Source organism: Streptomyces sp. NPDC026062, from assembly GCF_055568375.1.
On the sequence record NZ_JBVHOQ010000078.1, the window covers coordinates 1 to 14598 of the forward strand.

Genomic DNA, 14598 nt, shown 5'->3' on the forward strand with positions numbered 1-14598 from the left:
CCTCCCTCAACGGCACGGGGCCCTGTCCGTTGCCCATCCCGACCTCACACCGGCCCGTCACCTGATCAGTGGCCACACTGAAAATGCTCAGTGAACCTCGATGCCGCCCTGGAACGCAACGACCGCGCCCAACAGGGGGAACTGGCCACCATTGCAGCCCTGTTCAGTCTGGACATGCTCCGCCCCGGTGACAACGACCAGAGCCGGGCGATCGATGGCCTGCTTAAGTCGTCCAGTACCAACGCGGTCGGCGTGTCCAACGAACTGCGCTATGGCCTGCAGCGCTCGGTTGAAGTCATCGCCAACGAAGTCCTCAGCCGAATGGCCGAGCCGAAGAACAATGTCGCACCGGCCGACATCGAGAACCCGAAGATCCGCTTCGCCCGGGAACTCACCCGCGAATCCCTGCGCTACCTCTACCGAATCCTCTTCCTGCTGTACGCCGAGGCTCGACCCGAACTGGGCATCCTCCCCTCCGACGACGGCAGCTACGAGGCCGGCTACTCGATGGCCCGCCTCCGCGAACTCGTCGAACGCGACGAGGAACTCGTCGATGAGGAAGCCAGGAACGGCTTCCACCTGTTCCAGTCCCTCGACGTCTTGTTCAACAAGGTCAACTTCGGCCACCGCCCGTATGGCACCGAGCCCAACGACGACCAGCCAGACGACGACGAAGAGACTCGCGAGGCCAAGGCCGCACGTCGCAGCGAAGGCCGCGGTCTGCGCTTCGAACCCCTGCGCAGCGAACTCTTCGAACCCACCGCCATCCGCCTCATCGGCACCCGCGTCCTGGACCCGTCCAGCGACGAGGACAACGACCCGCGCTGGCTCGACCTGCGCCTGCGCAACTCCACCCTCCACGAAGTACTGCGCCTACTCACCATGAAGAAGGGCAAGCGCGGCGAACGCGGCGGCTTCATCTCGTACCGCAACCTGGGCATCAATCAACTCGGCGCCGTGTACGAGGGTCTGATGTCGTACACCGGCATCATCGCTGAGGAGGAGCTGTGTGAGGTCGCCAAAGGCGGCGACCCAGCAAAGGGCTCCTGGCTCATCCCCTCGCACAAGCAGGACGAGTACCCCGACAAAACCCTCATCCACTACAGCGAGGACGATGCCCGCAAGGGCCTGCGCGGCGTCAAGAAGTACGACAAGGGCTCCTTCGTCTACCGGCTCGCCGGCCGTGACCGCGAGACCTCCGCCTCGTACTACACGCCCGAGTCACTCACCCAGGTCACCGTCGAACTAGCCCTGAAAAGCCGCCTCGATCAGGAACGCGACGCCGACGGCAACATCATCAAGACCCGTGCGTCCGAACTCCTCAAGTACAAGATCTGCGAGCCTGCCCTCGGCTCCGGCGCCTTCCTCAACGAGGCCATCAATCAGGTCGCCGACGAATACCTGCGCCGACGCCAAGACGAACTCGGCATCCCTATCCCCACCGCCGACACGCTAACCGAGAAGCAGAAGGCCAAAGCCTACGTCGCGTTGCACAACGCCTACGGTGTCGATCTCAACGCTACCGGCGTCGAACTGGCCGAAGTGTCGCTGTGGCTGAACACCATGCACCCCGGCATGCGAGCCCCGTGGTTCGGCCTGCACCTGCGCCGAGGTAACTCGCTAGTCGGCGGGCGCCGGGCGGTCTACGCGGGCGACGACGTCTCCAAAACAGAGAAGGCGTGGCTGAAGGCGAAGGGCGCTATGGCGCCTACTCCGCTCCCGTTCCTCAAGGGTGGTGAGCCACAACCGTTGCCTCAGGACGCGGTGCACCAATTCCTACTGCCGAGCCCAGGTTGGGCTGCGGTCACGGGCTCGAAAGAGGCCAAAGAGCTCGCAAAAGACGAGATCGAGCAACTCGCTTCCTGGAGGAAGGGACTCCTCAAGCGTCCGAAGCGCAGCACCGCCCATCTCAACAAAGACGGCAGCCATACCCGGCTTCCGGGCGGAAGGCTGAAGCCGGAAGCGGCCTCGCAGTTCACGCGGCTGAGGGATGCTGCCCGAAGAGCGGAATTCCTCTGGTCGGCCGTCATTAAACGAATGGAACTCTCCGAGCAGGCGATCGCACGGCGCATCGACGTCTGGCAGGCCAATCCGAATGACCCCGAGTACGCCTTCCTCCAACGCCCCGAGCAGGGCGTTCCGAAGGAGAGGGTCCTCGAAGACCTCTTCAACGCCATCGACACCCCGTACTGGCGGCTGAAGACGGTGATGGATGCGTGGTGTGCCCTGTGGTTCTGGCCCGCAGACAAGGCCGGGCTGCTGGACGGTACGGACGGTGAATACACAGCGTGGAAAGTGATCGACGGCGCCGACGTCCTCAGCGAACTCGGGGGGGTACCGCTGGTTGGTGGAGAGCCTACGGACGAGGCACACGTCGAACCGCGCACGTCGCAGAAGGTCCCCGCTTCCATGGCGCAGCCACGCTTCGTCGAAGCTACAGCGACGGCGCTGTTCTCGCTGGGCGCTGAGCAGACATCCTTCGACGATCTTGCTGAGGCCGAGGAAGCGGAGCAGGCTGCCGAGCCGAAGGAGAATCGACCGAAGTTCAGGAAGAAGGCCGTGCCGAAGCCCACGCTCGTAGTGCGGCGGCAGATGATCCCGCTCAAGGACCTGGGTGACTGGCTGGACTTCCTGGAATCCATGCTCGGAACTGCCGACCTCCCCGAGGGCACGCTAATGGACAGCCTTGACTCCTTGGATGCTCTGAAGGAGTTCGAGGAGACCCTCCCGGGCTTCATGGGCATGGACACTACCAACCCTGAAGATCGTTACCCATGGCTGCGGGCAGCTAAGGAAATCGCGCGCGAACAGGGCTTTCTGCACTGGGAGTTGGAGTTCGGGCTCGTCTTCGCGCGGGGCGGAGGATTCGACCTTCAGGTGGGTAATCCGCCGTGGGTGCGGCCGGAGTGGAAGGAGAACTCCGTCCTTGCGGAGTACGAGCCGTGGTTCATGCTCACGGAGAAGCCTCCGGCGGCGGAGAAGAACCGGCGACGCTCAGCCGAGCTGTCCAAGCCGAAGGTGCATTCCTACGTTCTCGGCGAGTTGACCGCCACGGCCACCACGTCCGACTATCTGGCATCCCCACAGGTGTATCCGCTCATCGCGGGAAGCCAGCCCGACCTCTATCGCGCGTTCATGTGCCAGACCTGGGACCACACCGCCGCCGGCGGCACCGTCGGACTAATCCATCCGGACACCCACTTCAGCGGTGACAAGGAAGCAGCCCTCCGGAAGGAGGCATACCGGCGGCTGCGCGTACACGGAGACTTCGTCAACTCGGGCAACCGCTTCTTCCCACCTCCGGTGGGCCGGTCCAGCCACTTCGGGGTGCACATCTACGGCGAGCACGGTGAGATCGATTTCGATCACCTGTCCTGGCTGTTCTCCGTCGACACATTGCGCCTTTCGAGCACGCACGACGGTAGCGGCGACGCGCCTGGCGTGAAGTACGCCGGCGACTGGGATGAACGCCCACATCAGCTGCGCGTCGTCCGGGTGACGCCCCAGACCCTCGCTCGGTGGCAGAAGCTGTCCGGTGAGCAGGATGTGCCCGTGGAGCAGGCGCGACTGCTCACGCCTGTGAGTACGGCGGAGGACCCAGCCATTGACGCCCTGGCGGCGTACCCACTGCGCTTGGGGGCGCTCCAGCCCCAGATCAGCAGCGGTGTCCATGAGAGTGGAGCGAAGAAGTCCGGGTACGGCCCAGGCAAGAACAAGCCGCTCATCGATTACAACAAGAACCAGGAAGGGCGCGAGGACTACCAGGCCGACTCCTGGGAGGAGGTCATCCTCAAGGGTCCCCAACTGGGCGTTGCCAATCCACTGTTCAAGCAGCCCAGTCAGGGCGGCGGCGAAGTTCGCGGGCTGAACCATTTGGAGATCCCGTCGGACGCTGTGCCGGAGTCGGAGTACCGGCAAGTCGCGGATGACGCGACGTTCCAGGGCGAGCACGCCAAGTGGCTTGATCGAGAAGTACTCGCTCGAATGCGCATGGATGCCGTAGCGCTCTTCTTGGCGCGTTCGGAGATCGCGCTGTCCTGTGGCCGCTCCCCAGGCGACGTGTCAGACGCGGAGGTAAACCGTCGACTGACAGCGAAGGCAACCAGGCCCTACACCGAGTTCTACCGGCTGGCATGGCGACAAATGGTGGCGCCTGATACTGAACGGGCTTTGTACGGGGCCGTCCTACCTCCGGGCCCGACTCACATTCACGGGATCCGAAGCGGGTCCCTTGGATCTCGACTTCAAACTGTCCTCACAATTGGCTTCTGGTCAGCCCTTCCTATCGACTATTTCGTTCGTACGGCTGACATCAAGAATCTTGATGTCAGCAACGCACTCATGCTTCCGGCTCCGGAAGCACACCCTCCCCTCGCGCCTGCCCTCCTCCTTCGCACCCTTCGTCTCAACAGCCTCACCACCGCCTACGCCGCCCTTTGGAAAGACCTCTACGACCCCAGTTGGCAGGCGACCGAGCGCTGGGCCCGAACCTGGCAGGGAATGAACACGGAGCTCCACGCCGTGACCCCTATCTGGCAGCGGGAGACGCCGCTCCGTACCGAATATGCCCGTCGCGCGGCACTCGTAGAGATCGACGCCCTGGTTGCCGTCTGGCTCGGCATCGATGCAGACACGCTCGTCACCATCTATCGAGCCCGATTCCCGATCATGCAGGACTTCGACCTGGTCACCTGGTTCGATGTCAACGAGCACAAGATCGCTGGCGACCGCTACACCTACGGCCACGGTCAGGACAAAGAGCACTTCACTCAGCTCCAGACGTACCTGGCCGACAAGGCCGATCCCAAGACCGCCTCCGTACCCGACGGCTACACCGCCCCCTTCTACAAGGCGAACCGCGAGGCGGAGATGCGTGAGGCGCACGCGTACTTCCAGAAGCGGCTCGACGAAGCGATCGCCAGCGGCAAGTGGGACCCGATCAAGCAGGAGGTGTCAAAGCCGTGAGGCCGACGTTGGAGGCGCGAGGGCTCAAGGAGAGCCTGCTGCAATATCTGTCGACGACATACGCCCTGACGGATGAGGGGGCGCGTGAAGCGCTGCACCGGTTCCTGGGTGATGAGACCTCGGGGATGTTTCGGGGGCCGTACTTGCGGATCCGAACACCGTTCACGGTGGCCGGCGAGGAATGGCGGCAGCATCTGGAGTGGCAGCGTGAGGGGTTCACCCCGTACGCCCACCAGGCCGTTGCCTTCGAGCGGCTGACGTCCGCGAACGGGCATGTGCCGCAGCCGACTCTCGTGACGACGGGGACGGGCTCGGGTAAGACGGAGGCGTTCCTGTACCCGGTGCTGGATCACTGTCTCCGCGAGCGGGAAGCGGGGAAGACCGGCATCAAGGCAGTGTTCCTGTACCCGATGAACGCCCTCGCGACCGATCAGGCGCAGCGCATCAACGAGCTGATCACGGAGAACGATGCGCTGAAGAAGCTGTCGGCCGGGCTGTACATCGGCGACAAGGCGGCCATCAAGTACGACAACGTTCGTACGCGACGCTCGGACATGCAGCTCTCGCCGCCGGACATCTTGATCACGAACTACAAGATGATGGATCTGCTGCTGCAGCGTGCGGATGATGCTCCGCTGTGGCGCGGGTCGGACATCCGGTATGTGGTGGTGGATGAGTTCCACACCTATGACGGTGCACAGGGCACGGACGTGGCAATGCTACTGCGACGGCTCGCGGCCGCGGTGGGGGCGTCCGAGGAGGGACGTCCGCTGGGTTCGATCTGTCCAGTGGCGACGTCGGCGACGCTCGCGTCGGGGACGGATGCCGACGGAGTGGCCCAGCTGCTCGAGGTAGCAACGCAGGTTTTCGGTACGGAGTTCACGGCGGAGTCCATCGTCGGGGAGAACCGGCTGTCGGTGGAGGAGTTCATCCCGCTGGCGAACGTACAGATGCAGGGGCTGCCCACACCGGACGAGCTGCTGGCCCTGCCCGATCCCGCGACGAGCGATGAGGCGATGCTGGACCTCATCGAGTCGGTGACCGGGGTACGCAACGACGACCCCCTCGTATTGGGCGAAAACCTGAAGCGGCACCTGTTCACCCGGGCGGTGATGCAGGCGCTGGACGGCGCGGTGAAGACCGGCGCCGAGGTGCTGGACGTCATGTGGCGAGCAGGTGCGGCCGGTTGGGCGGAAGCAGTGGCCCGGCAGCCGGAGAAGGCCGCCGAGGCGCTCGCCCGGTTCGTGGCGCTGTTGTCGTACGCCCGTGACCCGAAGTCGCCGATGGGAGAGCCGCCGCGACCGTTCGTGCATGTCGAGGTGCACCAGTGGGCCCGGTCGGTCTCGCGGCTGCTGCGCGGCGTACTCCCGTGGCCCAAGGCGGAGTTCCGCTGGGATGTGGCCGGTGCGGCCGATGCCAGTGCGGGAAGCGGGGACCGATCGGCGCCGGTGACGACAGCCACATCGGGGCAGAGCGCGAATCTGTTTCTGCCGGCGGTCTACTGCCGGGACTGCGGGCGGTCGGGCTGGGCGGTGTTCTCACCGGAGAGCGACGACCACGAGGTCCAGTTCGACACGTACAAGATCCGTCGTGCCTCGTTGGGGCAGGACAAGGCCCGGGTGCGGAACTTGGTCTCGGCGACCGAGCGCGAGGCGCGCGAGGGTTCTGGAGCTGCGGTGCTGCCGGCCAGCGGTCGGGGCGGCAAGGGGACCACGGCCCTGCAGAGTGCGGGCGGTCTGCTGATGGTGCTGGACGGTGCCCGCAAGCGGCTGCGGCTGCCCGATCCACTCAACGACTACGACAAGGAGTCCAAGGAGCCGCGGCTGACCGCCCGCGACTCGGCATTCGTCCTGGTCAACTTCGGCGATACGGCAAATACCGCGGCCAAGGAGGACTGGTGCCCGGCGTGCGGAGAGCGCAACGCGATCCGCTATCTGGGTACCGGAGCGGCTGCGATGACGGCGGCGTCGATCACCCAGTTGTTCACGGGCGGGGAGCTCGACAAAGAGCGGCACGAAGACAAGACGCTGATGTTCAACGACTCGGTGCAGGATGCCGCGCACCGGGCCGGGTTCGTCGCGAACCGTTCGTACACCTTCTCGTTGCGCGCCCTGTTGGCGAAGCACCTGCGCAGCGACGTGCCCACGGCGCTCAACGATCTGATCGCCAACGTGGTCGAGGCCACGACCGACAAGGACACCTTGGCCGCGGTGGTGCCGCCGGATCTGCATGGTTTCAAGGGCGTGGACCGGCTGCTGTCCGGGCAAGGACGCGGCGGGGATCTGCCGACCTGGCGACTGATCGGTCAGCGCCTGGCGTTCGAAGCACTGATGGAGTTCGGGTTCCGCTCCCGCAACGGGCGCACCATGGAGCTGACCCGGACCGCAGCCGCGCAGGTGCGCATAGCGGACCCTGCGGCCGTGGTGGCCCTGGTCAAGCGGATCCACGAGGAGTTCGAACGCGCCGATCTGCCCCTTCAGCCGCAGGACGGCGCACGCTATCTGGCGTTCGTGCGGGTGTTCTTGGAGCGCCTGCGTACGCGCGGCGCCATCTCACACCAGTGGCTGGACAAGTACGTCGACGAGGCGGGCACCAGTCGCTACTTCATCTGGGGCAAGCGCGCGCCCGGCATGCGCGCGTTCCCCAAGCGGGTCGCGGCGCCGGTGTTCCTGCTCAGCACACCCAAGAACGACAGCGAGTTCGACTTCGTGACGGGACGGCTGTCCTGGTACGAGCGATGGGCCGGGCGATGCCTGGGGCTGTCGCGTGAGGCGGCACCGGAGTTCTGGAGCCGCCTCCTGCCGGAACTGGCAGCCGTTGGGCTGCTGTCATCCCGTACGCCGAACGACACCTCGGTAAGGGTCTACGGGCTCAAGCCGGGCAACATCGAAGCGCTGCTCCTGGACGACGAACAGGTCCGCCACGCGTATGTGCGCTGCCCGGTGTGCTTCTGGGAACAGACGGTCCACCCCTCCCTCCTCGATCAGTGGCACGACCAGCCCTGCCCCTCCTACCGCTGCCGCAGAGGCCGTCTGGTGGCCGGTGACCGGCCCGAGCGGCTGGGAGTGCACCACCGCGACCGTGACTACACCCAGGACTACTACCGGTCCTTGTACCGGAAGGCCGGGACGTACCAGGTGGTCACCGCCGAGCACACCGGCATGCTCACGCGTCCGCAGCGCGAGAAGGTGGAGGAGGCGTTCAAGCGGCGTGCGGGCTTCAAGGATCCCAATGTGCTCTCCTGCACGCCGACGCTGGAGATGGGCATCGACATCGGTGACCTGTCCGCGGTGGTGCTGGCAGCCCTGCCTCGCCGACCGGCCAGTTACGCCCAGCAGGTCGGGCGGGCCGGGCGCCGGACCGGCAACGCATTCTTGCTGACGATCCCCGACCGTCGACGGCGCGACCTGTATTTCCTGGAGCGCCCCAAGGACCTGATCGCCGGAACGATCGTGCCCCCGGGATGCCATCTGTCAGCGGTGGAGATCCTTCGCCGCCAGTACCTTGCGCACCTGCTGGACCTCGCTGCTGCCGGCCGCCTCGTCCGCGGCGACGGCATCGTGCTGCGCGCCCTGCCGACCAAGGCACCCGCCCTGTTCGGTCCATCCGGCTACCTTATTGACCTGGTGGAAGTGGCCATCGCCCAGGGGGAAGAACTCGCCAAGGGCTTCCTGGAGATGTTCCCCACCGGCGTCAACCGCCGGGCCAAGGACGACCTGCGCGAATACGCGACGCACGAGCTGCGCGGCGCCGTGGAAGAGGCCGAGCGGGAGTGGCGCCGCCGAGACCGAGCGCTACGCGCCCGGCTGGCCCAGATCGACGAGGCCCACGACGAGCTGCACGACTCCGACCCTGACCAGGCGCGGCAGAAGGCCGAACTGGACGCCGAGCGGCGGGGAGTGGGCCGGCGCCTGCTGAATCTGGGCGATACAGCCGCCCAGAGCGCACTGTGTGACCTGGGGCTGCTGCCGAACTATGCGTTGATCGACTCGGTCACCACGCTGTCCGCGACGCTGTACGGCGAGGACGGGGTCGACCCGAAGACGGGGAAGGCGAAGTTCACCTCCACCACCGACTCCTACGACCGGCCGCGCCGCTACGCTCTCTCGGAACTGGCCCCGGGCAACTCCTTCTACGTCAACGGCTACCGGCACGAGATCACCGGCCTGGAGATCTCCACCGGTGGCCGACAGGAGTGGCGCACCTGGCGGGTGTGTCCAGGCTGCGGATTCGTACGTACCGAGGACGCTGCCGAGGACCGCTCGCCGTGCCCGCGCTGCAAGAGCGCCCACATCGCCGACGACGGTTCCTGCCTGTTCCAGATCGTGGAGCCGTCCACCGTGACCTCGCGTGACAAGCGCGAGGACGCCCGGATCCGCGACGACAAGGACGACCGCGACCGCCGCAATTACTCCGTCGTAGACGCGGTGGACATCCCGGTGGGCGACATCGAGCCCGGCTCGTGGCGTCACACGAAGCAGACGTTCGGCGTCGACTATTGCCGCACTGCCATGATCCGCCGGATCAATGTGGGGCCGGTCCGTTACGACGCCCCGGCCCGCGACGACTTCGCCGGGCATCTGGTGCGGCTCAACCCGTTCCATGTATGCACCGCCTGCGGGGCGGCCAGCGCGGACGGCAAGCCGGTCTTCGACCACGACACTGACGCTCTCGACTCCGCAGCGGCCCGTAGCCCGCAGCTCAAGCACCACCGCCCTTGGTGTCCGCTGCGCCGCGGCAAGCGCGACGGGGCCACCCAGGAGCCGGTGCTGCTGGCTCACACGCTCAAGACCGAGGCTCTGCGGGTGTTGATCCCGGCCGCCACGGCGGACGTGGACGCCAAGGTTCACTCCTTCCGTGCCGCGCTGCGGCTCGGTGTGGACCTGCATTTCGGCGGCGATCCGCAGCACCTGGACACCACCGTGGCTTCCATGCCGGATGCCGAGAGCGGGGAGCGCCGTTGGTTCCTGGTGCTCTTCGATTCCCTGCCCGGCGGCACCGGCTATCTGGACCGGCTCACCGATCGCGTCGCCTTCCGCGACACCCTCGCGGCGGCGTACGAGATGTTGAAGGAGTGTCCGTGCGCCGAGGAACAGCGCCGGGCCTGCCACCGGTGCCTGCACCGCTATACCCCCGAGCGTTTCCAGGACATCGTCTCGCGCCAGTCAGCGCTGAACATGCTGGAGTCGCTGCTGTTCACCGCCGAGGGGACAGACGGCTGGGACATCGCTGACGTTGATCACACCGGACTGGTCGGTCTGGATGCCCAGGTCGAATCCGACCTGGAGGCGCGCTTCCTGGCTGCCCTGCGTGACTGGGTAAAGGTCACCGATGACGCAGCCCTGGATGAGGACGGCCACGCCAGCGGACATCTGCGCTTCACCGCCGGTTCCGACGTCACCCACTGGCGGCTGACTGCCCAGCAGCAACTTCAGGGCACCCGGACTGATTTCACCTTCACCCGGGTCGACGGCCCGAAACAGAGCGTCAAGGTCTATCTCGAAGGGTTCCGTTTCCACGCCAGCCGGGAACACAACCGCATCGCCCATGACGCGGCTCAGCGCACGAAGCTGCGTGCCGAGGGAGAGATCGTCTTCCAGGTGACCTGGGCGGACATCGACCTGTTCGAGAAGCGCCCCACGCGGACCAAACCCGTCTGGCCGCCCTATCGCGGCACGGCACAAGAACAGGCCAAGGCCGCCTACGAGCAGTACGGGGGACAGCGCGCCCACTTCGCGAACGCCGTCTTCGCCAACCCGATCGACACGTTGATCTCCTACCTGCGCGATCCTGACGCCGACCGCTGGGCCCGCCGCTCCCGCGCGCTGGTCACCGGCCTGTTGAGCACTGCGGGAACCACTCCCGTAGCCGCGACCGGGCGCCGCAGCGAGCTGGTGGCGGCGCTGCGCAGTGAGCTGGCCACTTTCAGCAGTAGTGCGCGCCACGACAAGCCGGTTGTACCGGATGCCGCCGGGATCGGGCCCGTGCACGTGTTCCGGACCCAGGACGAGAACGGACTACCGATCCTCGTCACCCTGGATGCTGCCGACCCCGAAGCCCCGCGGTGGAGCGCGCTCACCGTCCTGGACGACACCGATTCCGTCCTGGAGAGCGACGAGCACAAGCTGCGCTGGCGGTCGTGGCTGTACTGGAGCAACCTCACCCAGTTCCTGTCCCTGGCCGGAGGTGACGGCGTCCAGCTCGCCGCCAGCCGCGCCGCCAACTTCGAGGTCGAAGTCCTCGCGGTCTGCGGAGGGCTCGGCGAACTCGACTCCCTCATGGGCGCCCCTGTACCGGTCCCCGCGCCAGCAGCAGGCACCAAACCGGTCGATCCGAACCCGGACCATGACTCGGCCGCCGAAGCCGCCATCGTCCAGATGCTTCGGGACGCCGTCTGGGACGAGGACATCCTGGAAATACTGCGCGAGGAACCCACCGAGGCCCCTGACCTCCTGCGCCTTGCCGAAACCCTCGCCGACCGAGGCAAGCAGGCTCCCGTCTTCGGCTTCGAACTCGGCACAAGCCGCTGGCAAGCCGAATTCGCCTGGCAGTCCCCCGGACTCAAGATCGCCGTCATGACCGCCCACCAGGGCGAGGACGACCCCGAGGCCCAGCGACGCGACGCCGCCTACACCGACGACGGCTGGCAGGTCCGCACCGCCGGCGAATGGCTGGCCCATCTAGACGAGTTGCTCGACCAGATCCCCGACACGGAAGGCACCACCCGATGACCGCCCGGCTCAGCCTGTACCGCAAGGCCGAACAGGAGCTGTACAAGCTCGACCGCTCGGTCAAGGCCCAGTTCTACGACTTCTGCCACATCTTCCGGGGCAACCCCGACCAGCCGGGGCTGAAGAAGCAGAAGCTCAAGGGCGACTCCCGGATCTGGTCCGCCCGGGTCAACCAGTCCTACCGCGCTCTGCTCACACCCACCGGGGTCGACGCAGACGGTACGGAGAACTGGCTGGTCATCGCCGTACGTCACCGGCGAGACGTCTACGAAGAACTCCAAGTCGCTGTCAACCGGGTCACCGGCGAGATCGAGTTCGTCGACCTCGCCGTCGTCGGCGACAGTGCGCTGCGCCGCGCCGGCATCACCCTCACTCCCTCGGAGCCCGATTCTGCGGCCGAGGCACCCAAGCCCGCCCCGGAACCGGTTCAGCACGTCGCCGAACCCGACGCCGCACCCGCGCTGCTCGCCGCCTACGACGCCGGACAGCTGAGCGGCCTCGGTGTCGCCGACCAGCTGATCGAGCTTGCCCTCGCTGTGACCGAGAGCACCGAGCTTGACCAACTCCTCCAGGGTGCCCCGCTGTTGTCCAAGGACGTCCTGTACGGCCTTGCGGCCGGCATGGACATCAACGAGGTCCGCAAGGAGATCACCAAGCCGGTCGAACTCGGCCAGCAGCCCGACCTCGACGACTTCGCCGCCGCCGCGACCCGTACCAAGGTCACCGCTGTCGACGACGACGTCCAGGCGGCCATCGACGAAGGCGACTTCCGCGCCTGGAAGGTTTTCCTGCACCCCGCCCAAGAACGCATCGTCCACCGCCATTACAACGGCCCCGCCCGCGTATCCGGCGGCCCCGGCACCGGCAAGACCATCGTCGCGCTCCACCGGGTCAAGCACCTCGCCCAGCAGCTGCCCCCGGGCCACAACAAACCGATCCTGCTGACCACTTTCACCAAGAACCTCACCACCGACCTCCGCCTGCGACTGGCCTCCCTCGTCGAACCCGAACTCCTCGCCCGAGTCGAGATCGCCCACATCGACCAGCTCGCCGCCCGTGTCTTGGGCGAGAACACCGCCCCCGGCCGCGGCAAGCAGCGCGTCTACGACCACGTGGCGCTGAACGAGATGCGACAGCTACTGGCTGAACTGGACGACCGCCGCTGGGAGCCGGAGTTCTTGCTGGAGGAGTGGGAACAGGTCATCCTCGGCCAGTCTGTCCCCACCCGATCCGCCTATTTCCAAGCCCGTCGCGCCGGCCGAGGGCGGGCACTGACCCGTCCCGAGCGCAACCACATCTGGAAGCTCATCGAGCAGTTCACCGCCCGCCTCGACAAGCTCGGCGTAGAAACCTGGGGCCAAGCCTCCGAGCGCGCCGCCCGCTTCGAGATCGAACGCGCCGCGAAGATCGAGTCCCGTCGTGCGTACAAGGAAGAGATCGGCGGCAGAGACCTTATCCATCGCGACAACAGCTCCGGCATGCGCTACCTGGGCCACCGCTTCCAACACATCGTGGTCGACGAGGCCCAGGACCTTCGCCCCGCGCACTGGAAGATGCTGCGCGCCATGGCGGACCCCGATCTCGCCAACGACATGTTCATCGCGGGCGACACCCACCAGCGCATCTACGACCACCAGGTCACCCTCGGCGCCCTCGGCATCAACATCCGCGGCCGCTCCTCCCGCCTGACCCTGAGCTATCGCACCACCAAGGAAATCCTCGTCCAAGCCATGCGCGTCGTCGACGACAAGAAAACCACGTACGACAACCTCGACGATGGCACCGACAACCTCGCCGGCTACCGCTCCGTCCTCCACGGCCCCGCCCCCACCTTCATCCCGTATCGCACCTGGGACGACGAACTCGCGGGCCTCGCCACCACCCTGACCACCTGGCGCGACGAACTGTCCACCAACGAGAAAGGCGCCCCCAGCGACCCCAGTGGCCGCATCGCCGTCTGCGTCGCCGACCGCGACATGGTCAGCCAGGCCATGTACTACCTGGTCACCAAAGCCGGCATCACCTGCGCCGAGCTCACCAAGGACGGCCCCAAGGGCGACGGAGAAGTACACGTCGGCACCATGCACCGCTTCAAGGGACTCGAGTACCAGCGCCTCGCCATCGTCGGCGCAAGCGACGGCATCATTCCCCAGACCAGCAGAATCGAGCGCTACCGCACCGAAGACCCGCCACGCTACGAGCGCGAGCAACGTAAGGCCCGCTCGCTGCTCTTCGTCGCCACCACCCGCGCCCGTGACGCCCTGAGCATCAGCTGGCACAACAAGCCCAGCCCATACCTGCCGGTCAGGCTCTGACCAAGGCGTCGCCGCCAGGGCCGGGAGTGTCACACCGGAATGGGAAGCGGGACAAGGAGCACGCCTCGTAGCGCAGTTGGTAGGCACACATGCCCTCGCCATTCATCCGGTAGATGGTGATCGCGGACAAGAACTGCTCCTTGATCTCCATGGTGCGTCGGCGCTCCTTCCCATCGATGTCGCTGATCCACCGCTCGATGTGCTCCGGGAGAGCTTGAACGCCAGCTCGTAGGAATCGGGTGCCTCTACCGGAGACAGCGTCTGCTCCGCGACAGTCCCGCTGTCGCGCTTGTTGATGCGCACCGCATGATCCGGCCTGGCTTCCGCGTACTGAAGGCACTGACGGTAATCATCCGCAGCCAGCGGAAGGGCGAAGGGCGCGGAGGGCAAGCTGAACAGAAGCCCGCTCCGCCTCACTGCGCCGGCAAAGGGCAGCGACCAGCTGATCGAGAGCAGCACGGGCGGCGTCCTTGATGCTCCCCAGGCGGTGAGTGAATCGCCCCGGGTTCGGTAGAGATCTCAGATTGTGGTTGTGACCTGGGGTTTCGTGAGTTCGGTGTAGTAGTTGGTTTCGTACTCGACGGGCG

Annotated in this window: 4 protein-coding genes; 3 read left to right on the forward strand and 1 reads right to left on the reverse strand. The window is 66.2% G+C overall.

The window, feature by feature from the left end; all coding sequences use genetic code 11:
- The first annotated feature begins 90 nt into the window (after positions 1 to 90).
- The 3 genes from ACZ4LX_RS36785 to ACZ4LX_RS36795 are packed head-to-tail and all read left to right on the forward strand — an operon-like array spanning position 91 to position 14011.
- Positions 91 to 4965 (forward strand): hypothetical protein, encoded by a 4875-nt coding sequence (locus ACZ4LX_RS36785; protein ID WP_467651459.1) that lies wholly within the window; start codon positions 91 to 93, stop codon positions 4963 to 4965.
- Positions 4962 to 11696, forward strand: coding sequence for a DEAD/DEAH box helicase (locus ACZ4LX_RS36790; protein ID WP_467651458.1), 6735 nt, complete (start codon positions 4962 to 4964; stop codon positions 11694 to 11696). The genes ACZ4LX_RS36785 and ACZ4LX_RS36790 overlap by 4 nt, the downstream gene beginning before the upstream one ends.
- Entirely contained in the window at positions 11693 to 14011 is a 2319-nt protein-coding gene (locus ACZ4LX_RS36795) for a UvrD-helicase domain-containing protein (protein ID WP_399066465.1), read from the forward strand. Before ACZ4LX_RS36790 ends, ACZ4LX_RS36795 begins: the two co-directional genes overlap by 4 nt.
- On the opposite strand, the gene ACZ4LX_RS36800 is transcribed toward ACZ4LX_RS36795, so the two are convergent.
- On the reverse strand, positions 14001 to 14162 hold the full coding sequence (locus ACZ4LX_RS36800; protein WP_467651457.1) for a hypothetical protein: 162 nt from the start codon (positions 14160 to 14162) through the stop codon (positions 14001 to 14003). The two genes, ACZ4LX_RS36795 and ACZ4LX_RS36800, sit on opposite strands and share 11 nt — an antisense overlap.
- Positions 14163 to 14598 lie beyond the last annotated feature (436 nt).